Raw genomic sequence first — 25,941 nt, forward strand, 5'->3', positions numbered from 1 at the left:
ATGAAGGCAGTTATTAGCACGGTGAGTCAGGCCAGCGTCGACGTCCGGGATGAATCCGGTGAGGTCCGTCGGGTCGGTGAGGTCTCCGGACCGGCGTTGCTTGCCCTCATCGGCAGCGGCAAGGACGACGACGCCGACGCCTGGGAGACGATGGTGCGCAAGATCGCCGAGCTGCGGTTGTTCCCCGCCTCGGGTGAGCCGTGGGGTGGTCAACGGGATCTGTCGGTTGAGGAGGTAGGCGGTTCCGTGCTGGTGGTCAGCCAGTTCACCTTGATGGGCAAGACGAAGCGGGGGCGGCGCCCCAGCTGGTCGGAGGCGATGCCGGGTCCGACTGCGGAACCGGTGATTGAGAGCATCGTCCAGGGGCTTCGGGACCGTGGGATCCACGTTGAAACTGGCGAGTTCGGGGCTGATATGCAGGTCAGCTCGGTCAACGAGGGACCTTATACCGTCTTGGTCGAGTGTTAGGTCGGCGATGCTTGGGGTAGCTAGCCCCGTTTGTGGGGTGCAAGCGTTCTTCGCCCCGACCATGGAGTTGGGTCTGGGAACAAAATCCGCGTTCTGGCCGTTGGTTGTATTAGCGCCTCAAAAATAGCGCCCCGTCGGATGCCCATCGTGAGCTCAAGAGGAGACCTAACTGCATGAGCAAGTCCACCAGCGGCAGTGATTCCGCCCGCGCGACATCCGCCAAGGATGATGCCTCGCAGCCGGAGCAGAATACTGACCGCCGTCGGCGCCGAGGCAATAACGAGAACCCTTCGGCCGACCTCGTCCGCGTCTACCTGAACGGCATTGGTAAGACTGCCCTGCTGACTGCTGAGGACGAGGTTGAACTCTCCCAGCGCATTGAGGCCGGGCTGTATGCGGAGCAGCTGCTCAAGAGCGGCGAGCCGTTGACTCGTGCGAAGAAGCGCGACGTGAAGATCCTGGCACGCGAAGGCAAGGCCGCACGTACTCACCTGCTTGAGGCTAATCTGCGCCTCGTGGTCTCGCTGGCCAAGCGCTACACGGGCCGTGGCATGCCACTGCTGGACCTGATCCAGGAGGGCAACCTGGGGCTCATCCGCGCGATGGAGAAGTTCGATTACAAGAAGGGCTTCAAGTTCTCCACTTACGCCACCTGGTGGATCCGCCAGGCGATCACCCGCGGCATGGCGGACCAGTCGCGCACTATTCGCCTGCCGGTGCACCTGGTGGAGCAGGTCAATAAGCTTTCCCGCATCAAGCGCGAGATGTACCAGCACCTGGGCCGTGAGGCGACGTACGAGGAGCTGGCTGAGGAGTCGGGGATCCCGGAGGACCGGATCGAGATGCTGATGAAGCAGTCCCGCGACCCGGTGAGCCTCGACATGCCCGTCGGCACCGACGAGGAAGCCCCGTTGGGCGACTTCATCGAGGACTCCGAGGCAGAGGACGCCGAGGCTGCAGTCGTCGCCAGCCTGCGCCACTCCGACATCCGCTCCGTGCTGGCCACGTTGGAGCAGCGAGAGCAGGATGTCATCACCCTGCGCTATGGCCTCGATGATGGCCTGCCCCGCACGTTGGACCAGATCGGCCGTCAGTTCGGCCTCTCCCGTGAGCGGGTGCGCCAGATCGAGCGCGAGGTCATGGCTAAGCTGCGGGAGGGCCAGCGCGCGGACAAGCTCCGCGAATACGCCGTATAGTGCGCCACTCCCCAAGACCGGGGATGTATGGTTGAGGCATTGATTTTTTCGAGGCTTCCATCAGCTCGAAAGGTGAGAAAGGGCGAGTAGGGTGCGTGACCTAGTAGACACCACGGAGATGTATCTCCGGACGATTTACGAGCTCGAGGAAGAGGGCATCCCGCCGCTGCGCGCCCGGATCGCTGAGCGGCTTGAGCAGTCCGGCCCCACGGTGAGCCAGACGGTGGCCCGCATGGAGCGCGATGGTCTACTCTCCGTTGAGAAGGACCGTTCCCTGAAGCTCTCCGACGAGGGTCGGGCACTCGCGACCGCCGTGATGCGCAAGCACCGCCTTGCCGAACGCCTGCTGACCGACGTGATCGGCCTGCCGTGGGACAAGGTTCACGACGAGGCCTGCCGCTGGGAGCACGTCATGAGTGACGAGGTCGAGCAGCGCCTCGTTGAGGTTCTCGACGAGCACGACACCTCCCCCTTCGGCAACCCCATCCCGGGGCTGAATTTCCTGACCGAACAGGCGGCGGACGGCACGGATATCTCCCAGACGGCCGTGGCGGAAGACCCGAATTCGGTCCGCGCCGCCGACCTGGCCACCGGCGAGGAACACGAGGCCGTGGTCACCAGCTTTAACGAGATCGTGCAGGTCGAGGGCTCGTTGATGAAGCGGCTGCGCGAGGCGGGCATTCTCCCAGGTGTCGCCGTCTCCGTCATCCCGACTGAGGATCACCTCATTCTGCGTGGCGAATCCGCTGAGGTCGTCATCCCCAGCGAGCTGGCGCACGCGGTCCGCGTACGCAACGTGTCGAACGCTTAACCGCCTCGACGCCTCCTGACCCCGCCAGACCTCGCATTCCTCGATTGAAGAAAGCCCCCACAGTGACTGAATACAACGCAATTGAACCTGGCAGCAACGTCCTCGTCACCGGTGGTGCGGGCTACGTGGGTAGCGTGTGCACGGCTGTCCTCGTTGAAAACGGATTCCACGTCACCGTCGTGGATAACTTGAGCACCGGCAATCGGTCCGCGATCCACCCGAAGGCGAACTTCGTGGAAGGCGACATTGCCGATGTGGCCAGCGAGGTTTTGGCGGATGGCAATTTCGCCGCCGTCTTCCACTTCGCCGCGCGATCTCTCGTGGGCGAATCCGTGGAGCAGCCGGATGCCTACTGGCACCACAATGTCGTCACAACCCTCACGCTGCTGGACGCGATGCGCGAAGCAGGCGTGAAGAACATCGTCTTCTCCTCCACCGCTGCCTGCTACGGCGAACCGGAGCAGGTGCCCATCACGGAGGACATGCCCACGGCCCCGACGAACCCCTACGGCGCCTCGAAGCTGACGATCGACTACATGCTCTCCTCCTACGCCAAGGCTTACGGCCTGGCGGCGACGAGCCTGCGCTACTTCAACGTCGCGGGCGCCTATCAGCAGTTCGGTGAGAACCGTGAGGTGGAGACGCACCTGATCCCGATCGTCCTGCAGGTCGCTCTGGGGCACCGCGAGTCGATCAGCATCTTCGGCTCCGATTGGCCCACCAAGGACGGCACAGCAGTGCGCGACTACATCCACATCAAGGACCTCGCGGATGCGCACGTGCTGGCTGCGACGTCCAACGTGGCCGGCGAGCACCGGATCTTCAACCTTGGTAGCGGTGACGGGTTCAGTGTCCGGGAGGTCATCGACACCTGCCGGGAGGTCACCGGGGCCAACATTCCGGCGATCGAGGCGCCTCGGCGCGCCGGAGATCCAGCAGTGCTCATCGCCTCGAGCGCGAAGGCTATCGCTGAGCTGGGATGGGAGCCGAAACTCTCGGATCTGAAGACGGTGGTGTCGGACGCTTGGCGGTTTACCTCCGCCCTGGGCGATGCGGCCCACTCCGCTCCCCGTCCTTAAGGTTTCGCGAGCTCACCTCCCTCGGTGTCGAGGTGACGTAGGTGTTCAACGGCGTCCCAGTCAAGCACCCGCATGAGGGCCTCCCGCGTGTCGGCCGGGACGTGTTCACGCGGGTTCTTCCCGTTCAGGACCTCTGTGGCGATTGCGACCTTATCCTTGACGATCTGGAGCGCGAGGCCGGTTTTCAGGGCTATGACGAGCACCTGGTTATCTTTCCATCCCATGGTGCTGGTCGCCTCGCAGACTGCCCGGCGCGCGGTGTGGAATGCGACCACTCCTTCCCCATTCCCGACGAGTACCTGGGTGAGCACGTAGAGCACATTGCTTCTCACGTCGCCGGCTGTGTGGCGCGCAGTTGCCGCGAGCAGTGAACGGATGACGGGCGAGGGCATGCCGATTGATGTGGTGATGAGAAAGGCCTGGCTGCGGGGCTCGCCACAGAGCTCGGCGATCGCGGTCAGCAGCGCCAGGTCTGCCATTGCATGCTCCACCGTGGTGAGCCCATCGAGTATCTCTTCTGTTTTGGCCAACAGGTGACGGAGGGCAGCATCCAGGCACCGCGGGTTCGGCGGCCCTGCCAGGGATGGGTTCTGTTGGTCCAGCCAGCATTCCATGTCCCCGCGAGCTGCGAAGTTCAGGGCATTGGTCACCCCCGCGTGGAGGGCTACTGGGTTGGCGCTTTGTACCGGGATGGTCCCCTCGTCCACCCATAGTTGGGTGTGGAGGTCGTATGTCGCCCACTCTTGGTGGTCTGCGATCTCCTGAGCCCAGTGGCTGGTGTGCACGGGGATTCCGGCCAGGGCGAGTTGGGTGCGTGTGTCAGTGAATACGTCGACGGCGCGGGCCGGGGTGCCACCGATAACGAGGATGATCGCCTGCGGGCATTGATCCGTCGGCACGGTGTCCGAGATGGGAGCCCCCAGTGCGGCACAGAAGGTGTCGAGGGCCTCCACGGTGCTATCGCCGTCCAGGTCGGCTCTCACGACGGGGCCTACCTGAAAGGTGACGGTGGCGTGTGTGGTGGCGCGGTCACCCGGGTTGCTGCCTCGAGGTGGCCCGTCCTTGCTGACCGGTTGGAGTCCGATGAGCACCAAGGAGTCCTGCGGTGTGAAACCGAGCATGGCTGGTAGGCCTGCGAGCAGAGCCCCGGGGTCGGCTCCCAGGGAGATGCTGCGATGCCCAGCTGGTGCTGTGCTGTGCCCTTGGCAGCCCCGTAGCCTGTTGTCGGATGGTGGGGCCTGCGCGGCGGTTGTCTCGTGGGGAATATTGCGATGGTCGTTGTGGTTGGAATGACGTGAATCGTGTGATCTCATGAGCAAAGTGTGCTCGATCACCCGGTCAGCCCCAGCGCAGCAGCGTTGGTCTGCGGAGGAGAACCGCCAGGGCCCTGTGGACACGCAGTGGACTGTGGATAACTTCCCCACGCCGGAGCCCGCCACGTGTTTTGGCTGGCCTGAACTCGGTTAATGCCGAGATCTCCGGCCCGCTGCCCCGCAGTCGTTGTAAAGAAAGGGAGCGCAAAGACGATGCCTCAGGACAATTCTTTTAGCCGCCGTCCCCGGAACACCATGTATGAGATGGAATATCCCGTTCCGCTGGAGGCGGATTCGCCGGACGAAGGTATTCCGATGCTGATCGCGCTCCAGGGCTATGCCGATGCGGGCCAGGCCATCGCAGTCAGTGGAAATCACCTCCTGGAGGCTCTGGATAGCTCGGTTGTCGCCAGCTTCAACCTCGATGATCTACTGGATTACCGCGCACGGCGCCCCAGCATCACGATCGACCAGAATCGTATCACCAAGTCCGACAAGCTCAGCCTGGACGTGCGCATCGTCAAGGACGTCAACGACCAGCCGTTCCTGCTGGTCGCCGGCCCAGAGCCGGACCTGAAGTGGGAGGCATTCGGGCACGCGATCATGGAGTTGGCGCAGCGAGCGAATGTCTCCCGGGCGATTTCCTTCTATGCTGCCCCGATGACGGTGCCGCACACCCGCCCGCTGGTGATTTCCGCGCACGCTTCGGACCCGTCCCTGGTGCGGGATTACCACACGTGGGACGCACGGCTGGTGATCCCGGGGGCCGCTGCGCTCGAGACCGAGATGCAGCTGTCTGCCGCGGGATTCGACGCCATTGGGCTCACGGCCCATGTGCCGCACTACATCGCGGGTTCAGAGTACCCGGAGGCCAGCTACGCGCTGCTGAAGGCCTTCGGCGACCTTGCCGACCGCGAGCTGCCGTTGAAGGCGCTGGAGAAGGATATGTCGCGCGTACAGCAGCAGCTCGCACAGCAGACGGAGGAGTCCCACGAGATCGCTACCGTCGTTGGGGCCCTCGAGCAGCAGTACGACAAGGAAGTCCGTAGGCTTCGAAAGAAGAAGAGTTCGTTGCTCGAGCCAGGACAGGACATCCCTACTGGCGAGGAGCTGGGCGCCGAGTTCGAGGCATTCCTGGCCCGCATGAATGACGCGGCGGATACCGATTCCGCGGCCGGCGGGGAGGATCCGGCGGATCCCACCCATAGCAACGACCCACACGACGACGATGAAGGAGACTCACAGTAGTGGGAATCGCTGCCCAGCTGGCCGACCTACTCCCCGACCTCGACGAGGTCCCTGAAGGGCTCGTTGACGACGCCGTGTTGGCGTCCTTCCTGCGGTGGACGGAAGACCGCGGGATCAGCCTCTACGAGGCGCAGAAGGAGGCAGCCACGGCGTTGGTCGCCCAGGACCACGTCATCCTGGCGACCCCCACGGGGTCCGGGAAGTCGATGGTGGCCCTGGCGGCCCACTTCGTGGCGCTGGCGCGCGGGCAGCGCAGTTTCTACACCGCCCCAATCAAAGCCCTGGTCAGCGAGAAATTCTTCGACCTCTGCGCAACCTTTGGCCCTGAGAATGTGGGCATGATGACCGGTGATGCGACCGTCAATGGTGGTGCCCCCATCATCTGCGCCACCGCCGAGATCCTCGCCAATATCGCGTTGCGCGACGGGAAGGACGCGCAGGTCGACCAGGTGGTCATGGATGAGTTCCACTACTACTCCGAGCCCGACCGTGGCTGGGCCTGGCAGGTGCCCCTCCTGGAACTCCCCCACGCCCAGTTCCTGCTGATGAGCGCCACGCTGGGAGACACTGCGTGGCTGGAGAAGGATCTGACCGACCGCACCGGCAGGCCCTGCACCCACGTTTCTGGCTCCGTCCGCCCGGTTCCGCTGAGCTTCGACTACGTCTACACCCCGGTACACGAGACGATCGAGGAGCTGGTCAAGGACGGCAAGGCCCCGGTCTACGTCGTACACTTCACCCAGCGCGAGGCCATCGAGCGCGCTCAGGCGCTGACGAGCCTGAGCTTGGTCAGCGAAGAGAAGAAGAAGGCGATCGCCGAGGCGATCGGGAACTTCAAGTTCACCACCAGCTTCGGCAAGACACTATCCAAACTGCTGCGCCGCGGGATTGGTGTCCACCACGCCGGCCTGCTGCCGAAATACCGGCGCCTGGTGGAACAGCTCGCCCAGCAGGGCCTGCTGACCGTCATCTGCGGCACCGACACCCTGGGCGTGGGAATCAACGTCCCGATCCGCTCTGTGCTCATGACGGAGCTAGCGAAGTTCGACGGCGAACGCCACCGCATCCTGAAGTCCCGGGAGTTCCACCAGATCGCCGGACGAGCAGGACGCGCAGGCTACGACACGGAAGGCACCGTCGTCGTCCAGGCGCCGGAACACGAGATCGAGAACTTCCGGCTCCGCCAGCGCGCTGGGACGGACCCGAAGAAACTCAAGCGGCTGCGCAAGAAGTCCGCACCACAGGGCCGAACCACCTGGTCCGAGTCCACGTACGAACGCCTGCTCACCGCGGAGCCAGAGGAGCTGGTCAGCCAGTTCACGATGAGCAACTCGATGCTGCTGAACATCGTCGCTCGCAAGGAATGGACCTTTGCTGCCCTCAAGCGTCTGCTCCGCAGCAGCCACGAGACCCGCGCGAAGCAGAACACTCACATCCGCACCACGATCGAGCTCTACCGTGGCCTGCTTCGGTCCGAGGTGGTCGAGGAGTTCGCGGCGGACACGCCGTCCGGGAAGGACGCCCGACTAACCCAGGAACTGCAGCGAGACTTCGCGCTCAACCAACCGCTGGCCCCGTTCGCGCTGGCTGCTCTAGACCTGCTCGACCCGGAGTCCCCGGAGTTCACCCTGGACGTGATCTCCACCTTCGAGGCGGTTCTCGACGACCCCCGTCAGGTACTCAGCGGCCAGCAACGCGCAGCCCGCGATGAGGAGCTCGCCGCGCTCAAGGCGGAGGGCGTCGACTACACCGAGCGGATGAACATCCTCGAGGACGTCACCTACCCGCAGCCGCTGGCCGAATCCCTCGACAATGCCTTCGACATCTTCTGCGAATCCAACCCCTGGGCGAAGGACTTCGACATCTCCCCGAAGTCCGTTCTGCGCGACATGATCGAAAAGGGCATGACCTTCTCGGACATCATCGCCACCTACCGTTTGGGGCGTTCCGAGGGCGTGGTGCTGCGCTACCTCACCGACGCGTGGCGCACCCTGGACCATTCGGTGCCACAGAGCTACCGCACGGAGGAGCTCGAGGACATCATCGAGTGGCTGGGCGAGCTCATCCGCCAGGTGGACTCCTCCCTGCTGGATGAGTGGGCCACCCTCTCCGACCCGGATGCTCCGCTGACCGAGGAGCAGGTCACGGAGCATGCCTTCGGGGTCACCGATAGTTCCGCGCTCTCGGCCAACAAGCGAGCACTGCGGCGGATGGTACGCAACCACATGTTCCGCCACGTGGAGCTCTTCGCCTTCGAGAAGGAGGAGCAGCTGGCGGAGCTGGATTCCTACCTGGAGGACGCCCCCGATTGGCCCGCCGCCATGGACGATTACTTCGAGGAGTATGCGGACCTGGGGGTTGACGCCGACGCGCGTTCCAACTCAATGGTGCTCATCGACGAGAACCCGGAGGCTGCGCCCGGCCAATGGCGGGTGCGCCAGATTCTGGATGACCCGGAGAAGGACCACGGCTGGGCCTTCGAGGGCATGGTGGACCTGGCCGCTACCGACGAAGCCGGAGAGGTGCGCCTAGCCAGCCTGGTTATTCACCAAGGCTAGCGGCCAGCTCCGCCCGGGCGGTTTCCTGCACCGCTGCAAAGGACTCAGAGAGGATGCGGCCGAGCTCCTCATAATCCTCGGTACGCACGCTGCTGGAGCGGTGGGCAATCCCCACCGTGCGGCCAGCCGCCTTCTCCTCGGGGTGGAAGGTCGCCAAGCCGATGCCCGGGCGCTGGCACTCACTGGGCACCGCACTCAGCGGAACAAGGGTCGCGCCCTGCCCGGCGGCAACGAGGTGAACCACGGTGGACAGACTCGTTGCCCGGGTCACCGCCAGCCGGGGGTCATGGCTCATATTCACCCTGCGGCACAGGTCCATCACCTGGTCCCGCAAACAGTGCCCCTCGTCGAGAAGCAGGAGGTCGAGTTTTTCGAGGTCGGCGCCGCGCAGGTCGCGGCGACCGGCCATCGGATGGCCTTCTGGGACGACCACCACGAACTCCTCCTCGTAGAGGGGAATCGTGGTCAGCCCGGCGTCCTCAAACGGAAGCCCCAACACCGCGACGTCGATGCGCCCCTGCCGAAGGGCATCCACCAGGTGGTGGGTCTTCTCCTCCACGATGCGGGGGGCATCCCCAGCCTGCGGTTCGTCGAGGGCGCGCAAGAAATCCGGGAGCAGGAATGGGGCGATCGTCGGGATCATGCCCACGACCAGGGCACTGCCCAACCCTCCTTTCACAGAATTGGCGTGATCAACGAGGGCGTCCACGCTCTCCAGCGTGGCGTGGGCGAAAGGCAGCAGCGAGCGCCCCATCGGCGTCACGATGACTTTTCGGGTGGAGCGCTCGATCAGCTGCACTCCGAGCCCCTGCTCGAGGGTCGCGAGAGCCTGCGAGAGCGATGGCTGGGAAATGCCCAGGTGCGCCGCGGCGGTGCCGAAGTGGCCGTGTTCCGCGATCGTCGCGAAGGTCCGGACCTGCGCAATGGTCGGCCGATACTCTTTGTGGGTCACAGCTACCTATCAATGTTTCAACAATGCTGAAGCCTTATCCTACGCGAGCTGGCCGGGTGGTTTTAGCCAAAAGCTATGAATGGCTCCCGGCTACAGGTGCCAGCCACAGAGTTGTTAAGCTGGAGCCCTAATGAGCAGGGAAAATAGCGATAAGAGCACGCAAAAATCAGCGCAACAGCCGTCGCGGCACGCCAGAAACGGGCGTCACCGCAACCGCGGGGGCAAGTCGCGCCGCCGGGGACGCAGCGGCCGACAGCGCCGGGAGCGCACGGCCGGCGTCAATCTGCCCCAGCAGGACCGGGTCTTCCCTCAGATCCACTTCCCTAGCGAGCTGCCCGTCTCGGAGCGCCAGGCGGATATCGAAAAGGCTATCGCTGAAAATCAGGTCGTCATCATCGCCGGTGAGACTGGCTCCGGTAAGACCACGCAGATCCCGAAGATGTGCCTGAACCTGGGTCGCGGCAAGCGGCAGCGCATCGGGCACACCCAGCCCCGGCGCATCGCCGCCCGCAGCGTGGCGGACCGCATCGCCGAGGAGCTCGGATCGAGCACGGATAAGCCGGATTCCCTGGTCGGTTACAAGATCCGCTTCGACGATAAGACCAGCGAGAACACCGCGGTCAAGCTCATGACCGACGGTGTGCTTCTCAACGAGATCCAGCGCGACCGGCTACTCCGCGAATACGACACGATCATCATCGATGAGGCGCACGAGCGCAGCCTGAACATCGACTTCCTGCTGGGCTACCTGAAGAATCTGCTGCCGAAGCGCCCGGATCTGAAGCTGATCATCACCTCCGCGACGATCGATCCCGAAAGCTTCGCGGAGCACTTCGCCAGCGCCGATGGCACACCCGCGCCGATCGTCGAGGTCTCGGGGCGAACCTACCCGGTCGAGATCCTGTACCGCCCGCTGGAGCGAAGCTATACCGACCCGGACAGTGGGGAGATCACCACCCACGTGACGGACCCGTTGGACGGGCTCATCGAGGCCGTCGACGAGCTGTGGAGCTTCGGCAGCGGCGACATCCTGTGCTTCTTCTCCGGGGAACGCGAGATCCGCGACGCCGCCGAGGCGCTGGATAAGCATCTGAACCGCGACCGGCGCGGGGCACGCGTCGACATCCTCCCCCTGTTTGGGCGACTGTCGAATGCGGAACAGCACCGCGTGTTCAACCCTGGCCAACGCCGCCGGATCGTGTTGGCCACGAATATCGCCGAGACGTCCCTGACCGTGCCTGGCATCCGCTTCGTCGTGGATACCGGCTATGCGCGCATCTCCCGCTACTCCAATCGCACGAAGGTACAGCGACTGCCGGTCGAGGAGATCAGCCAGGCCTCCGCGAAGCAGCGTTCGGGCCGTTGTGGCCGTGTCGCCGACGGTATTGCGATCCGGCTGTATTCGGAAGAAAACTTCGAAGCCCGACCGGAGTTCACCGACCCCGAAATTCTGCGCACCCACCTGGCCAGCGTCATCCTGGCGATGCTTGCTCTTGGCCTCGGTGATATCCAGAAGTTCCCCTTCCTGCAGGCCCCTGACTCTCGCGCGGTGCGCGACGGCGTGGCCCTGCTCAGCGAGCTGGGCGCGATCTCCGGAGGCGACCGGCACGCGTTGACGGACGTGGGACGGGACATGTCTCGCATCCCGACCGACCCCCGCTTGGCGCGCATGATGGTCGCCGCCCACCGGCTGAACATCCTGGATCAGGTCACCGTCATCGTCGCTGCGCTATCCATCCAGGACGTCCGGGAACGGCCGCTGGAGAAGCAGCAGCAGGCCGATGAGCTCCACGCGCGTTTCAAGGCGAACTCGGACTTCATCTCCACCTTGAAGCTGTGGAGCTACCTGCAACAGCAGCGCGCCGAGCTCAGCGGTAACCAGTTCCGCAAGCTCTGCCAGCGGGAGTTCATCCACTACTTGCGTGTCCTGGAGTGGGCGGATCTGGTTCGTCAGCTGCTCAATATCGCCAAGGAGCTGCGCTGGTCCGTGCCGAATATTCGGCATGTCCGGCAGCTGACCTTCGACGGCGAGCCCATCGCCGAAGATGATGTCCACCGAGCCCTGCTGGCCGGGCTGATCAGCCACATCGGCATGCGGGAGGGCGAGAGCCGCCAGTTCACCGGCCCCCGCAATTCGCACTTTGTGGTACACCCGAGCTCCCATGTGGCGAAGAAACCACCGCAGTGGATCATGGCCGCGGAGCTGGTCGAGACATCCCGGATTTTCGCCCGAACGGTGGGGCCGATCCGCCCGGAGTGGGTGGAATCAATCGCGCCCCACATGGTGAAGTACACCCACTCGGAGCCGCACTGGTCATCGAAGCGGGGTGCGGCGATGGTCTACGAAAAGGCCCTCCTGCTTGGACTCCCCATCGTCACGGAGCGACGCGTCAACCTGGGTCGTATCGACCCGGAGCTGGCGCGGGATATGTTCATCCGCAAGGCGCTGGTCGAGGGCGACTGGGAGACGCGCCACAAGTTCTACCGCCACAATCAGGAGCTTCTTGAGCAAGCCGAGAAGCTGGAGGATAAGGCCCGTCGCCGGGACATCGTGATCGACGATGATGCCCTGTTTTCTTTTTACGACGCCCGCCTGCCCGCAGACATCATCTCCAGCCGACATTTTGATTCCTGGTGGAAGAAGGCACGCCACAAGAAGCCAGACCTGCTGGATTTTTCGCTCGACGCGCTCATCGATTCGCACGAAGGGGCCGCGGAGGCCAATGAGTTCCCGGATACCTGGCGGCAGGGCAGCCTGGAGTTCGACCTGGAGTATGTCTTCGACCCCACCGATCCGCGCGACGGCATCACCATGCAGGTTCCACTGCCCCTGCTGGCGAACATCGACCCCGAAATCACGCAGTGGTTGGTTCCGGGCATGCGTCACGAGCTAGCGGTGGCGCTCATCCGTTCCCTGCCCAAGGCGATCCGCAAGTCGGTGGTCCCGGCAACGGATTTCGCAGCACGGGCGCTGGAGGCCATGACGCCCTACGACGGGGCGATCGATGAGTCGCTGGCCGATGCGCTGCGCTCGCTGGGCGGTCGGGGCATCAACGCCACGGACTTCGACTGGACCAAGGTGCCCGACCACCTGCGCATGAATTTTGCGGTTATTGACCGCCGCGGCAATGTGGTGCGCACCGGCCGGGACATCGTCGCACTCCAGCGGGAGCTGGCCGGTGATGTCCGCCAGGCAATTGCGGCGGCGAGTGCTCGGTCCCTGCGTGGTGGCCAGGGTTCTACGGCTGCCAGCCCGCTGGACGCCAAGGTGCACCAGAAGGGTGCGGGCGCAGCTGGCAAGAAGGGCCGTGGCACTGGCGGGAAGCAGAAGGCACCTCAGGGCGGGGCCGGCGTGGGTGGCGTGCTTCAGCACGCTGACGAGTGGTCGGCCGAAAGCATCGGCGATATCCCTGAGTCCATCGAGACCGTCGTCGACGGCCAGGCCGTGAACGCTTTCCCCGCACTGGTTGCCAGCTTCTCCGCTGGCAAGACGGGTCACCGCAGCACGCGTTTCGAGCTCAAGGCCTTCCCCACCGAGCACGCGGCGAAGGCTCAGCAGTTCTCGACGGTGCTAAGCCTGATGGCCGAGGCCACCCCGATTTCCGCCGGACAGATGCTCAAGGGGCTGCCGTTGCGCCAGCGCGTGGCGCTGGAGAACTATCCGAACGGTGGTATTGAGGCGTTGGTGGACGATGCGCGCACGGCGGCGTGCCGCCAGCTTCTGGAGAAGGTTGGCCCGGTGATCAGAACCCCTGACGAGTGCGAACGGGCCTGCCAGACGGCCCGCCAGCAGGCTCCTGGTCTGGTGCGCCAGATCCTGGTTGCATTCGCCCCTGCTGCATTAGCCATCCAGGACATCTCCTCGGAGCTGGAGCAGTGGGATGGTCCCGCGATTGCGGAGATGAAAAAGCAGGTGCAGTTGTACGCCGCGGACCACAGTCTGGTCACGTGGGGCATTCAGCGCCTCCGGCACGTCCCCCGGTACGTCGAGGCTATGAAGGAGAGGCTGGCACTGCTGGAGCGGGATCCTGATCGCGAGGCGGAGCTGGCGGAGGAGCTGGCGGAAGCGATGAAGATTTATCAGCAGACGGTGGATCGCCTGCCCAGCGCCCGGCAGGCTTCGCCCCAGGTCAAGGACCTGCGTTGGCTGATCGAGGAGCTCATGGTGGCTCTGTTTGCCCAGAATTTGGGCACTGCACGCAGCGCATCACTGCAGCGGGTTCGCAAGGCTGCCGGTCAGATCCGCTAGTCCGTGGTGCACCGGGAGCGTGAGCGCCGGGGACGGCGCTATGGTCTCGGTTTTAGTTGCCCGGGTGCGGAGGGTTGCCCTGGTGCTGGCTGCGCAGCAATGCGATCTCTGCCTCGAAGTCCTCGGAGGAGCTGAAGGACTTATACACGGAGGCGAAGCGGAGGTAGGCGACTTCGTCGAGTCGGCGCAGCGGAGGCAGGATCGCCAGGCCAATGTCGTGGGCGTTAACCTGGGATCCGTAGTCCGCACGAACGCTCTGCTCAACCTCGTGGGCGAGCAGCTTGAGGTCGTCATCTGACACATCGCGTCCCTGGCAGGCTTGCCTTACACCCTTGATGACCTTCTCGCGGCTGAATTCCTCCGTCACCCCGTTGCGCTTCGTTACGAGAAGGACCGAGCGCTCCATGGTGGTGAACCGAGTGAGGCATTGCAGGCACTCCCGGCGGCGGCGGATGGCAATTCCGCCTTCGACAACTCGGGAGTCCACAACACGGGAATCTTCACAGCGACAACTTGGGCACAGCACGCCACTAGTTTATGCCCAGCACGCAGAAAAAGCGCCCCCGCGGATTCCACAGTTCCCCCCAATTCGATCGCCACGGCACTACTCCGCCAACCCGAGCGGAAGATGGCTAGTCCGCCGCCTCGGCTGACGCGATCTCAGACACGGCCGCGGTGGCGGCAGGAGCCTGCTCGTCACCACCCTGGCCCATCGCCAACGGAGACAGTCCAAGGCTGAGTACCAATGCAATTCCACTCAGCAGCACCCCACCCCGGGAAGTGGCCACCCGGTTGGCAATATCCATTCCACGGCGAAGTGCAGAGGCCTGCGAAGCCATGACCCGCTGGGAACGAGCATTCGCTACCGGGTGAGCGAAGCGACGCTGCTGCACGAAGTTCGGAGTGAAGGCCCGCCCCTCACCATGAGTATTCGAACGTACATTCTTGCCGACGCCAGGTGAAACGACCCCGGAAAGCGACTCGGAACCTTCGAACAGGACCCGCTCAGTTGGAATAGCGACGCGTCGACCGGCGCGAGACGCAGCCGCAGGGGCGTGGGAAACGTTCTTAACGAGAGTCATAGTAGATTCCTTCCTCGTTCGAATTCCGATCATCAGCGCTGATCTTTCCGATGAATCACCGGTAACCAGCCGTTGGATAGGAGTGAATCATCCGCTAGGGACAGCGCCCCAACACCGCCTCACATGTATCGAACGGGTGTTCTAGGCGGCCACATCGAAAATATAGCACGCACGTTCGAAGAAAGTCGAGCGTTTTACCCCAAATATCGAACATGCAGGTGATACAGTGGGTGCCAGCGCGGTCGAGGCCTCCCTCGAACGCGGGAGCATAAGTTTTCAATCACAAGCCAGGTGGCACACGCAGCTGACTGCCGCCCGGGCCGCAAGGAGAGTTCACCGTGACGACGTCCCCCGAGTCCCCCCGTCGGCGCCCAGGCCGCCCCAAGAAGAGCGCTGCAGATGCGAAGATCAAGGGCAACCTGAGCTCCCGCCAACGCCGCATCCTGGAGGTCATCAAGGACTCCACGGTTCTCCGGGGCTATCCCCCAAGCATCCGCGAAATCGCAGATGCTGTCGGTCTCCAATCCACATCCTCGGTGTCCTACCAACTCAAGCAACTTGAGGAGAAGGGCTACCTGCGCCGGGAGGACAACAAGCCTCGCGCATTCGATGTTCGAGGCTACGAGGACCACACCAACCCCGGCCTCGTGAAGCCCGTGCCGCGGAAGCAGCCCAAGACCACCCCCGCTCCCGTCTCCGACGACCGCCCCGCAGCGACGTACGTGCCCGTCGTCGGCCAAATCGCCGCCGGCAATCCGATCCTGGCGGAGCAGAACGTGGAAGCGCAGTTCCCACTCCCCGCCGAGCTGGTCGGTACTTCCGACGAGCTTTTCCTCTTGCAGGTGGTCGGCGAGTCCATGCGCGATGCGGGCATCTACGACTCCGACTGGGTTGTGGTCCGCTCGCAGCCGACCGCAGATCAGGGTGACTTTGTCGCCGCCATGATCGACGGGGAGGCCACGGTCAAGGAACTGCACCACGATGAGGACGGTGTGTGGCTGCTCCCCCACAACGATCTGTTCGAACCAATCGCCGGCAATGAAGCGCAGATCCTCGGTAAAGTCTCCGCGGTCCTGCGCAAGATCTAACCCAAGTTTTTGGATTAAGTGGGTATCTAAGCGTGCTTTCAGCTCAGCGTCGTCGACAAATCACCTCGCTTGCCGCCGTGCAGGGCAAGGTCACCGTCACCGAACTCGCGGCCCAGTTTGGGGTCACGGCCGAAACCATCCGTCGGGACTTAGCCCAGCTTACGGCCGAGGGCAAGCTCTACCGGGTCCACGGCGGGGCCGTCCCGGCACGGCAGTTCCAGACCGACTACGTCCCCCTGGAGACGCGGAAACACTCCGCCGCGCTCGCCAAGCAGGCGATCGGCAGGGCCGCAGTGCAGTTCGTTCCCCTCGACGGCGGAACCATCTTCCTGGACTCCGGAACCACGACGGCGATGATCGCCGAGGCCATCGTCGAGCATGCCGAGAGCATCGACAAGAACTACTCCCTGTCCGTCGTGACGAACTCGCCGCACAACGCACTGCTACTTTCTACCGACCCCCGCATCAAGGTGCAGCTGCTGGGTGGCAAGATCCGCGCCCAGTCGCAGGCGGTGGTGGGAGATGTTGCCCTTCAGACATTGGCGCTGTTGCACGCCGATGTGGCGTTCATCGGCACCGACGCCTTCACCCTCACGCACGGGCTGTCCACCCACGACGCGGCCGAGGCCGCCATTAAGCGCGCGATGATTGCCTATTCGGACAAGGTGGTCACCCTGTGCGATTCGACGAAATTCGGCCTGGACTACATCGTGAGCTTCGCCGAACCGGAGAAGATCGATGTGGTCATCACCGATAGCTCCGCCCCCGAGGGCTTCATGGCCCAGCTCAATGACACTGGCATTCAGACGGTGGTCGTCGACCAGCAGGGGTAGCTGCCGGGCTCCCGAACTCCCACACGCACCGGGGTCGGCAGCCCCGCCCCCTGCTTCGCCCAGGCCAAGCCTCCGCCGCAGGCAGCTCCCATCCGTTCCGCAACGACAGGCACCCTCTCACGGGACTTAGCGCTACGAGATGTAGCGCCCCTCGCCGAAGTTGTCGTAGAGGTAGCGCAGCACCGGGTAGCCCAGGATGATGCCCACCGAGCCCCAAGCAATGCCCTCCATCGGGATGGAGCCCACGTTCAGAGTCAGGTTGCCGATGCCGACGATCATCGCCACCGCAGCAGCGGTGAGGTTCACCGGGTCCGTCAACGAGACCTCGTTATCCATCCAAATGCGCACCCCGAGCAGGCCGATCATGCCGTAGAGCACGAGCGTTGCCCCGCCCAACACGCCCACCGGGATGGTAAGAATCGCGGCGCCAAACTTCGGGATGAAGGCCAGCACGATCGCCGTTGCGGCCGCCACCCAGTACGCGGCCGAGGAGTACACCTTCGTCGCCGCCATCACGCCAATGTTCTCCGCATAAGTGGTGGTACCGGAGCCACCACCGGATCCAGCGAGCACCGTGGACATGCCGTCGGCCATCAACGCCTTGCCTGCAAGATCGTCGAGGTTACGGTTAGTCATCGTCGACACGGCCTTCACATGGCCGACGTTCTCAGCGATGAGGACGACCACCACTGGCAGCGTGATCGTCACGGCGGTCACCGTGAATTCCGGGGTCTCGAAGTGCGGGAAGCCGATCCACGCGGCCTCACCCACGTGCTGCCGCGCCTCCTCAGAAACACCGCCCGAAAGGAAGGCGAAGCCCCAACCGGTCAGCACGCCCAAAAGAATTCCGAGTCGCGCCACCATTCCGCGGCCCATCACTGTGAACAGGAGGATCCCCAGCAGCGTCACGCCGGCGATCAGTGGCTGCTCCTGGACGTTTCCCGTCGAGGTGGGAGCGAGGTTCAACCCAATCAGGGCCACGATCGCACCAGTCACGGCCGGTGGCATCACGGCATCCAGCACCTGGCGTCCGGCGAGCTGGACCACGAGACCGATCACGAACAGCAGCGCACCGGTGGCCACAATCCCGCCGAGCTGTGCTGCGAAGCCCTCCGCCTGGGTTGCCGCCAGCGGGGCGAGGAAGGCGAAGGAGGAACCGAGGTAGGACGGCAGTCGGTTGCGGGTCACCAATAGGAAGAGGATCGTCCCGAGTCCGGAGAACAGCAGGGTGGTGTTCACCGGGAAACCCGTGATCGTCGGCACCAGGAGGGTCGCACCGAACATCGCGATGACGTGCTGCATACCCACGCCGATGGTGCGTGGCCACGAGAGGCGCTCCTCAGGCTTAACGACCCCACCCGGTTCGATGTCGCGGCCGTTGCCGTGCAAATCCCACCCGAAGAACGAGCCGCGGTGCTCCGCCTTCTCTCCTGGCCCGGGCGTGCCCGGCTCCGAACTACCTGCTTTGTTCTGCGCGTTGAGCGCCCCATTGTCCTTAGTCACGGCCATAACACTACTGCAGCTAAGGAGGGTTCAGTGCGTCAGCTCCGCGTCCCGCGCGCTGCGGGCGGATTAGCTGGTCGCGGCGCCGTTGACGTCCAGATCGTCGTGGTGTCGGTCAGTCACGCGGAAGGCGTCCAGTTCCCGGGCGAGCTTCTTCGGGACGCGAGCGGTGAGGACGGTGCCGGTGGCGTCGTATTCCTCCTGTGTGACGGTACCCAGGTCGTGAATGCGGGAGACGACGTCGCCCCGGTCGAACGGGACCGCGAACACTCCCGTCTCGTCCAGTGAGTTTAGGAAGAGCTCGAGCCTGGTCTCCAGCTCGTCGATGCCCTCCCCGGTGTGTGCGGAGACGAACACCACGTCGTTGAGCTTGTGGCGCAGCTCGGCGAGGACCAGCGGATCCGCCTTGTCGATCTTGTTGACCACCATGATCTCTGGCGGGGCGTCCTGGCCACTCTCGGCGACGATCTCGCTGATCACCGTGTTCACCGAACGGATCTGTTCGAGTGGGAAGGGGTCGGAGCCGTCGACGACGTGCAGAACGACGTCCGCGGCCATGACCTCCTCCAGCGTGGAACGGAAGGCTTCGACCAGCTGCGTCGGCAGGTGGCGGACGAAGCCCACGGTGTCGCTGAAAATCACGCTGCGCCCATCGGCGAGTTCCGCCTTGCGGGTCGTGGGGTCCAGGGTGGCAAACAGCGCGTCCTCGACGAGCACACCCGCGCCAGTCAGCGCATTAATCAGCGAGGACTTTCCTGCGTTGGTGTACCCGGCGATTGCGACCTGGGGAACCGCAGAGGCGTCGCGGCGCTGGCGCTTGGTATCGCGGGAGGTCTTCATCGCCGCGATTTCCTTGCGCAGGCGTGCCATCTCGGCACGCAAGCGGCGACGGTCGGCCTCGATCTTCGTCTCACCCGGGCCACGCAGACCCACGCCACCATTGGAGCCAGCCCGGCCACCGGTCTGTCGCGACAGCGAAGTACCCCAGCCGCGAACCCGGTTGATGAGGTACTCCATCTGAGCCAGGGAGACCTGGGCTTTGCCCTCGCGGGACTTCGCGTGCTGCGCGAAGATATCGAGAATCAGCATGGTGCGGTCGATGACCTTCGCGTTCAGCGCGTTCTCCAGGGCGATCATCTGTCCGGGGCTCAGCTCACCATCGCAGATCACGGTATCCGCACCCGTGGATTGGATGATCTCTGCGAGCTCGCTGACTTTGCCGCGGCCGATATAGGTGCCCGGGTCCGGCTTATCGCGCTTCTGGTAGACCGTCTCCAGGACCTCGGAGCCAGCGGTCTCAGCAAGGGCAACTAGTTCCTCCAGGCTCGCTTCGATCTGCGCGATTGTTCCCTCGGTCCACACCCCCACGAGGATCACCTTCTCCAGGCGCAGCTGGCGGTACTCGACCTCAGTGATCTCGGATTGATCGTCCGTGTAGCTGCTGACCCCTCTGGTCAGCCGCCGGAGGCTGGAACGCGCCTCCAGATCGAGCTCACCGATGGTCGGACTCTGCTGAGATTCGAGGTCGAAATCCGCGCCTTCCGACGGGTCTGAAAAAAGATCGACAACATTATCTGAATTTGAAGCCATTGCCTTCCAGTTCTACACTGTCACCTGCATAAAAGAAAGTAAATAGCGGGCTTATCCGGGGCGTAAACCCCGGCGGTGTCCCCACTCGCTCATGCTCCTTTCACCGGCTGTGGGCCGGGACGCTGAGCACGTGTCAACCCCGCTATCCCGCTCCCCGATTTTTAAGGCGTTGGTTCCCCATGGCTACTGCATCCCACAAGGAGATTCCCGAACTCAGCAGCGTTGGATTGGCCTATCCCCAGTGGCAGGATGCCCTCGAGGCTGCTTATGCTTCCGGCCAGCTCTCGGTCATCGGAGAGGTATCGGGCGGCCAGGTCCTCCAGTACGCGGACGCCTCCGGGGCGACGCTCACGATCCTCGCTGCCCCGCCGTATGGCTCCTTCGTGGGTCTGCACCCGGCTGGTCAGCTGTCCACAACGGGGCACGTGACGATGGTCAACGACCTCATCGGGATCGTGGACATCGTCGCCGATAGCCCGATGCTGCAGGTCAGCGGGGCAAGCGCCCCGGTCATCGCCTCCTTCACTGCGACGGTTGGTCAAGGTCCCATGATCGCTGAGCAGGAGCCGCTGGAGTACCAGCCACTCTCGATCTCCGCGTTGGCCACGGATGTCCGCATCTTCCCGGACGCTGTCGCCTTCGCCGAGTCCGGCGGCACCGAGGTCGGCTCTGTGAGCTCCCGGGGACTATCCGAGCTCAACAACGGCTCTACCACCCCGCACGCCCAGGCCACGGTCGCGGTCGAGGTTTCCGAAGCGGAGTTGAAGACGAATGAGCTGAACGGCCAGCAGTTCTGGGCGTTGACCTGCCGCCGCCCGTTCGAGTTCTGCCTCGCGGTCGCCGCGGATCACCCCGACCTTCCGACGGACGCCACCCGCCCACCGTTCGCCACCCCTGGCGCTGTCATCAGCGGGGACGTCCAGTTCGCCATCAGCATTAATGATCCTGGTGCCTGTAGCCCCGACGGCTGCGGCAGCGGGGATTGTGGCTGCGGAGGCCACTAGCTTTAGGTGTTTCCCCGCAGCTCGTCGATGACCTGGTCGGCGAGCAGGCCAGGGTCGGCGAGAGTCGCATCCAACCAGTGGATCCGCGGGTCACGGCGGAACCAGCTGCGCTGGCGGCGGGCATAGCGACGGGTTCCCACGACCGTATCCTCCCGGGCCTGTTCCATGCTGCACTCGCCCGCCAGCGCGCTTAAGACCTGGGCGTAGCCAATCGCTTTGCCGGCCGTGGATTCCCGACTCAGCCCAGCTGCGGCCAGTCCCTCGACCTCCGCGACGAGACCAGCGGCAAACATACGATCGACGCGAGCCTCCAGCCGGGGGTTGAGCCAATTCCCCGGGGCGTTGAGCCCGAAGATCCTCGTCCCCCACCGGGTTGGGACATTCTTCGGCGGTTGCGAGGCCGCGAAGGGTTTGCCCGTCAGCTCGATGACCTCCAAGGCGCGGACAATGCGGCGCGGGTCCTTTTGCTCAATGATGTCTGCCGCATCGGGATCCTTGGAACGCAACACCTCATGGAGCGCTTCCACCCCGATGCGATCCTGTTCGGCCATCCACTTCGCCCGCACCGCCGGGTCGGTCGGCGGGAACTGCCAGTCGTCGACCAGCGCCTGCAGGTACATCATCGAGCCGCCGACGATGATCGGACGGGCACCGCGGGCCTGGATCTGTTCCACCGTCTCCCCCGCCATCGCGCGGTACGCAGCCACGCTGGCCGTGTCGTCGACGTCCAAACAGTCGAAGAGGTGGTGCGGGAATTCGGCGCGTTCAGCGCGGGATATCTTGGCGGTGCCGATATCCATGCCGCGGTACATCTGCATCGAATCGCCGTTGATAATCTCCACCGGCTGATCCAGTCTGCGCGCGAGTTCGAGGGAAAGCTCGGATTTACCGGAGCCTGTGGGCCCCACGATCAATAGTGGACGCAGGCTGTCCGCTGCGGTTACCCCGGCGGGTGCGGTGAGCGGCGAATCTGTTTGAGAGTTATCCATGGCTATCACCGCCAAATCTTAGTCTCCGGACGCCTTAAAGCCTCAGTTGGCCGCGGTCTTGGCCGGGGCATCTGCCATAATGAGTCCGCAACGAGTATTTCCGCTCGCGGAGCCGGTGACTGACGTGCAAAGGAAGAAAGCATGACCGACAAGCAGCAGAGTTCCCAACCCCAGACCGGGGCTGCCCGCCCGAAGCCGGGCCCACGCCCAGGCCCGGGTGCCATGCCCAAAAAGGTGAAGCCCACCCCGGGGATGAAGGCGCAAGCTCCTGTGTCAGTACACCCGGTCAGGTCCAATCCAGCGGACTTCGGGCGAGTCGACGCCGACGGTGCGGTGTGGCTGCGCCGCGAAGGCCATGAGAACCGCGTTGTCGGGCAGTGGCAGGCTGGGGCTCCCGAGGAGGGGCTCAAGCACTTCGGCGCGAAATTCGATGACCTCGCCACACAGGTCGCCACGCTCGAAACGCGGCTGAGCACTCAGCCGGAGCAGGCTGCAACGATCAAGGCCTCGGCCACCGAGCTCCTCGACGGACTGGATGATGCGGAGGTCGTGGGTGATCTCAATGCCCTGCAGACCAAGCTTGAGGCGTTGCTGCGGGACTGCGACAAGGCGCACCAGGACGTCGCGCAGGCCAAGGCGGAGCGCAAGGACCGGGCCCTCCGGGGTAAGAGGGCACTTGCCGAGGAGGCTGAGAAGCTGGGCGAAAGCTCGACCGAGTGGAAGGCAACGGGAGACCGTTTCCGCGCGATGGTCGACGAGTGGCGAGGATTCCGCGGCCTTGATAAGAAGACCGACGATGAGTTGTGGGAGCGTTTCTCCCGGGCTCGCGAGCAGTTCAATAAGCGCCGTGGGGCTCACTTCGCAGACCTCGATAAGCAGCGCGAGGTGGCACGCCGAAAGAAGGAAGAGCTCATCGTCGCCGCGGAGGAGCTCCAGCACTCCACCCGCTGGGCGGAGACGTCGGCAGCCTACCGCGATCTGATGGACCAGTGGAAGGCCGCCGGGCACGCCCCGCGCAACGTCGACGACGAGCTGTGGGAGCGCTTCCGCGCTGCGCGCGAGGTATTCTTCAACGCCCGCAAAGCGGATCAGGATGCCCGCGACGAAGAGTTCGAAGAGAATGCGACCAAGAAGCAGCAGCTGCTCGACGAATACTCCTCCCTGATCGACCCCAAGGCTCACCTCGAGAACGCCCAGCGCCTGCTGCGGGAGCTGCAGGAGAAGTGGGACGAGATCGGCTTCGTGCCGCGGGCTAAGATCCGCGAATTCGAGGACAAGATCGGGGCGATCGAAAAGCGCGTCACGGACGCGGTTGAGGAGAAGTGGCGCCAGACCGATCCGGAGCTGCAAGCTCGCGTCGACCAGTTCTTCGCCAAGGCGAAGGATCTGCAGCAGCAGGCCAATGAGGCCAAGGAGGCTGCGAAGGATAAGCTGGCCGCTACGCTGCAGGAGCAGGCCGATCAGTGGCGGCAGTGGGCGGAGACCGCACAGGCCTCCACGAAGTCCGAATCCGACTCCGAATCCGAGGAAAACTAAAAGAGGGGGCTCGAAGCCCCCTAGCCCTAGCTCTTTGTCAAGAGCTAGGGCTTGTCTTTAGCCTTCTTGGCCACCGATGTTCTTATCGCCGTCGGTTTTCCGGCGGCGCTGCTTAGCGCGAGCGCGGCGATCATCGACGATGTCCTCGAGCTCAGCCTTGGGCCATTCCTCGACGCCCGTGCGTAGGCGCTGCTGGGCGGCCTGAGCCTCCGCAGAACGGTGCGCCTCCTCGCGACGGGCGGCCGCGAGCGCGCGCTGCAATGGATTACGGCGGAACAGCACCCACGTGATCATCACGAACAAGATCGTCATGCCGATCGCACCAATGACCAAGCCATAAGAAGGCGGGCCGGCCGGGTCGGTGACCGGGCGAGATTGGCGCATCCAAATCGCGAACACGCTATACCACCAGCCCACGCCTGCGAAAGCCCAGTTGACCCACGCAACCAGCCAGGATCGCGAGACGATCGTTCCGATGGTCAGCATGACGCCGCCCAGGACGGCGAGGGTGGCGTACACCCGTTCCGGCATGGTGATTTGGAACCTCTGTGCGGTCGGCGAGTTGAAGAGCACATCGATGCCCAGCACGTCCCGGGAGTGCGGCAGGAAGAGGGAGACGAGCACCAACATGAGACCGAGAGCCATGAACGGCAGCTGCTGGCGGTAGTCGACCATTTTCGCAGCCTTCTCCTCGGCAGCGGTGAGGTCACCCCGGTAGGCGGCCAGCGGATCCTTGCCCTGCTTGTCCTCGGTGGCGCCGGCTACGCCGGGCTTGCTTTCCTGCGGCGAATCGGCGGGATTCGCGTCGTTCTTTTTAGTCACAGCCACACCCTTCGTGGACGTTCTTGGGCGCCGCGGTTGCATCAGCCTGGGGCCTAATACCGATGGTTGGCACGCCGAGGCTCACCCCGATCGGCGCGGTGGTCGGGGTCTGGCCAGCACCCGACATGTCGCCGGCCTTGGTCAACCGGTGGTTGACGAGTGGGCCGTCCGCAATGAGGAAGAACGGACGGGCGTCGGTAATCGTGACTTCCACTATATCCCCAGGACGAACGTCCTCGCTTGGGGTGAAGTGCACGAGCCGACCGTCCCGAGCACGGCCCGACATGCGGTGGCGCTGGGCGTCCTTGCGGCCACCGGTCTCCTGGACCAGCAGTTCCTGGGTCGTTCCCACCAGCTCCTGGTTGTCCTCGGCCTGGATGCGCTCCTGCAGCGCGATGAGGCGTTCGTAGCGCTCCTGCACGACGGCCTTGGGGATCTGGTCTGGCATGCTAGCTGCCGGGGTGCCGGGGCGTGGCGAGTACTGGAAGGTAAATGCGCTGGAGAAACGCGCCTTCTCGACGACGTCGAGGGTCGCCTGGAAGTCCTCCTCCGTTTCGCCGGGGAATCCCACGATGATGTCGGTCGTGATGGCCGCGTGTGGAATGCGTTCGCGGACCTTGTCCAGGATCCCCAGGAATTTCTTCGAGCGGTAGGAGCGACGCATCTCCTTGAGGATGCGGTCGGAACCCGACTGTAGCGGCATGTGTAGCTGGGGGCAGACGTTGGGGGTCTCTGCCATCGCATCGATGACGTCGTCGGTGAATTCAGCAGGATGTGGGCTGGTGAAGCGCAGCCTCTCGAGACCTTCGATCTCGCCGCAGGCGCGCAGCAGCTTGGCGAATGCGCCCCGATCTCGTTGCAGGTCCTCGTCGGCGAAGTTCACGCCGTAGGCGTTGACGTTCTGGCCCAGCAGGGTGACCTCCTGCACGCCCTGGTCCACCAGCGCCTGAACCTCAGCGAGGATCTCCCCCGGCCGGCGGTCCTGCTCCTTGCCTCGGAGAGAGGGCACGATGCAGAAGGTGCAGGTGTTATTGCAGCCCACGGAGACCGATACCCAACCCGAGTAAGCGGATTCCCGCTTTGCCGGGAGCACGGAGGGGAATTCCTCGAGGGAGTCGAGGATCTCGACCTCTGCCCGCTGGTTGTGGGCGGAACGCTCCAGCAGAGTGGGCAGCGAGCCGATGTTGTGGGTGCCGAAGACGACGTCCACCCAGGGGGCGCGGTCGACCACCGCGTCCTTGTCCTTCTGCGCCATGCAACCGCCAACGGCGATCTGCATGCCGGGATTGCGATCCTTCATGGGCTTGACCATGGCGAGCGTTCCGTAGAGCCGGTTATCCGCGTTCTCCCTCACCGCGCAGGTATTGAAGACGAGGACGTCTGGTTCCTCACCGTCCGCCGCAGGTTGGTAGCCCGAGTCCTCGAGGAGCCCGGAGAGGCGCTCGGAATCGTGAACGTTCATCTGGCAGCCGAAGGTGCGGACCTCGTAGGTGCGCTGTTCGGGCTGCTCAGATGCGGAAGTTTTCTTCTCCATAGCGTGAGTCACGTGTGCAGATCCTACCCCCAGGGCGGGGGCGAACACGAACCGTGTCACGTTCGTCACTGCCCCGCCCGCCGGCA

20 protein-coding genes are annotated in these 25,941 nt (G+C 64.2%); 11 read left to right on the forward strand and 9 right to left on the reverse strand.

Features of this window, described 5'->3' with window-relative positions; translation table 11 throughout:
- The 4 genes from dtd (at nt 1) to galE (ending at nt 3,554) form a co-directional block, all read left to right on the forward strand.
- Complete coding sequence (gene dtd, locus QP997_RS01080; protein ID WP_284845937.1) at nt 1-468, forward strand: D-aminoacyl-tRNA deacylase; 468 nt, start codon at nt 1-3, stop codon at nt 466-468.
- A 173-nt stretch (nt 469-641) separates the two neighbouring features.
- Nucleotides 642-1,664, forward strand: coding sequence for a sigma-70 family RNA polymerase sigma factor (locus QP997_RS01085; RefSeq protein ID WP_070759003.1), 1,023 nt, complete (start codon nt 642-644; stop codon nt 1,662-1,664).
- 91 nt (nt 1,665-1,755) lie between these two features.
- A complete protein-coding gene (locus tag QP997_RS01090; RefSeq protein ID WP_070760723.1) occupies nt 1,756-2,475 on the forward strand; it encodes an iron-dependent transcriptional repressor DtxR in 720 nt (239 codons plus the stop codon).
- Nucleotides 2,476-2,537: 62 nt separating this feature from the next.
- Nucleotides 2,538-3,554 carry a UDP-glucose 4-epimerase GalE gene (gene galE, locus QP997_RS01095; RefSeq protein ID WP_284845938.1) on the forward strand — a complete coding sequence of 339 codons (1,017 nt, stop codon included), beginning with the start codon at nt 2,538-2,540 and terminating at the stop codon, nt 3,552-3,554.
- Here galE and QP997_RS01100 read toward each other — a convergent pair.
- Nucleotides 3,551-4,867 (reverse strand): DUF4192 family protein, encoded by a 1,317-nt coding sequence (locus QP997_RS01100; RefSeq protein WP_284845939.1) that lies wholly within the window; start codon nt 4,865-4,867, stop codon nt 3,551-3,553. The two genes, galE and QP997_RS01100, sit on opposite strands and share 4 nt — an antisense overlap.
- A 213-nt stretch (nt 4,868-5,080) precedes the next feature.
- Between QP997_RS01100 and QP997_RS01105 the strand changes: the two genes are divergently transcribed.
- A complete protein-coding gene (locus tag QP997_RS01105; RefSeq protein WP_502870415.1) occupies nt 5,081-6,115 on the forward strand; it encodes a PAC2 family protein in 1,035 nt (344 codons plus the stop codon).
- Nucleotides 6,115-8,673 (forward strand): DEAD/DEAH box helicase, encoded by a 2,559-nt coding sequence (locus QP997_RS01110; RefSeq protein WP_284845941.1) that lies wholly within the window; start codon nt 6,115-6,117, stop codon nt 8,671-8,673. The genes QP997_RS01105 and QP997_RS01110 overlap by 1 nt, the downstream gene beginning before the upstream one ends.
- On the opposite strand, the gene QP997_RS01115 is transcribed toward QP997_RS01110, so the two are convergent.
- Nucleotides 8,657-9,625, reverse strand: coding sequence for a hydrogen peroxide-inducible genes activator (locus tag QP997_RS01115; protein WP_284845942.1), 969 nt, complete (start codon nt 9,623-9,625; stop codon nt 8,657-8,659). The two genes, QP997_RS01110 and QP997_RS01115, sit on opposite strands and share 17 nt — an antisense overlap.
- Nucleotides 9,626-9,755: 130 nt before the next feature.
- Between QP997_RS01115 and hrpA the strand changes: the two genes are divergently transcribed.
- The gene (hrpA, locus tag QP997_RS01120) at nt 9,756-13,874 is read left to right on the forward strand and encodes an ATP-dependent RNA helicase HrpA (protein ID WP_284845943.1); all 4,119 of its coding nucleotides are present in this window, start codon (nt 9,756-9,758) and stop codon (nt 13,872-13,874) included.
- A gap of 52 nt (nt 13,875-13,926) precedes the next feature.
- Here hrpA and nrdR read toward each other — a convergent pair whose 3' ends face one another.
- Together nrdR and QP997_RS01130 are read right to left on the reverse strand one after the other, a co-directional pair.
- On the reverse strand, nt 13,927-14,400 hold the full coding sequence (gene nrdR / locus QP997_RS01125) for a transcriptional regulator NrdR (protein ID WP_070760735.1): 474 nt from the start codon (nt 14,398-14,400) through the stop codon (nt 13,927-13,929).
- A gap of 106 nt (nt 14,401-14,506) precedes the next feature.
- Nucleotides 14,507-14,956: a cell wall hydrolase gene (locus tag QP997_RS01130; RefSeq protein ID WP_070760737.1), complete on the reverse strand. Its 450-nt coding sequence runs from the start codon at nt 14,954-14,956 to the stop codon at nt 14,507-14,509.
- 338 nt (nt 14,957-15,294) lie between these two features.
- Between QP997_RS01130 and lexA the strand changes: the two genes are divergently transcribed.
- Complete coding sequence (gene lexA, locus QP997_RS01135) at nt 15,295-16,044, forward strand: transcriptional repressor LexA (RefSeq protein WP_070759013.1); 750 nt, start codon at nt 15,295-15,297, stop codon at nt 16,042-16,044.
- A 32-nt stretch (nt 16,045-16,076) separates the two neighbouring features.
- On the forward strand, nt 16,077-16,877 hold the full coding sequence (locus QP997_RS01140) for a DeoR/GlpR family DNA-binding transcription regulator (protein WP_284845944.1): 801 nt from the start codon (nt 16,077-16,079) through the stop codon (nt 16,875-16,877).
- 132 nt (nt 16,878-17,009) lie between these two features.
- Here QP997_RS01140 and QP997_RS01145 read toward each other — a convergent pair whose 3' ends face one another.
- The gene (locus QP997_RS01145) at nt 17,010-18,386 is read right to left on the reverse strand and encodes a uracil-xanthine permease family protein (RefSeq protein WP_284845945.1); all 1,377 of its coding nucleotides are present in this window, start codon (nt 18,384-18,386) and stop codon (nt 17,010-17,012) included.
- Nucleotides 18,387-18,449: 63 nt separating this feature from the next.
- Complete coding sequence (gene hflX / locus QP997_RS01150) at nt 18,450-19,970, reverse strand: GTPase HflX (RefSeq protein WP_284845946.1); 1,521 nt, start codon at nt 19,968-19,970, stop codon at nt 18,450-18,452.
- A 179-nt stretch (nt 19,971-20,149) separates the two neighbouring features.
- Here hflX and QP997_RS01155 point away from each other — a divergent pair, with 179 nt between their 5' ends.
- Nucleotides 20,150-20,974: a hypothetical protein gene (locus QP997_RS01155; protein ID WP_284845947.1), complete on the forward strand. Its 825-nt coding sequence runs from the start codon at nt 20,150-20,152 to the stop codon at nt 20,972-20,974.
- Between the two features lie 2 nt (nt 20,975-20,976).
- Here the strand turns inward: QP997_RS01155 and miaA are convergent, their stop codons facing one another.
- Nucleotides 20,977-21,963, reverse strand: coding sequence for a tRNA (adenosine(37)-N6)-dimethylallyltransferase MiaA (gene miaA / locus QP997_RS01160; RefSeq protein ID WP_070759018.1), 987 nt, complete (start codon nt 21,961-21,963; stop codon nt 20,977-20,979).
- 141 nt (nt 21,964-22,104) lie between these two features.
- Here miaA and QP997_RS01165 point away from each other — a divergent pair, with 141 nt between their 5' ends.
- Nucleotides 22,105-23,499, forward strand: a complete 1,395-nt coding sequence (locus QP997_RS01165; RefSeq protein ID WP_284845948.1) for a DUF349 domain-containing protein — start codon at nt 22,105-22,107, stop codon at nt 23,497-23,499.
- Nucleotides 23,500-23,556: 57 nt separating this feature from the next.
- On the opposite strand, the gene QP997_RS01170 is transcribed toward QP997_RS01165, so the two are convergent.
- Entirely contained in the window at nt 23,557-24,321 is a 765-nt protein-coding gene (locus QP997_RS01170) for an Rv2732c family membrane protein (RefSeq protein WP_284845949.1), read from the reverse strand.
- Nucleotides 24,314-25,867, reverse strand: coding sequence for a tRNA (N6-isopentenyl adenosine(37)-C2)-methylthiotransferase MiaB (gene miaB / locus QP997_RS01175; RefSeq protein ID WP_502870416.1), 1,554 nt, complete (start codon nt 25,865-25,867; stop codon nt 24,314-24,316). Before miaB ends, QP997_RS01170 begins: the two co-directional genes overlap by 8 nt.
- Between the last annotated feature and the right edge of the window lie 74 nt (nt 25,868-25,941).

The sequence above is a fragment of the Corynebacterium sp. MSK039 genome (assembly GCF_030232315.1).
GTDB lineage: Bacteria > Actinomycetota > Actinomycetes > Mycobacteriales > Mycobacteriaceae > Corynebacterium.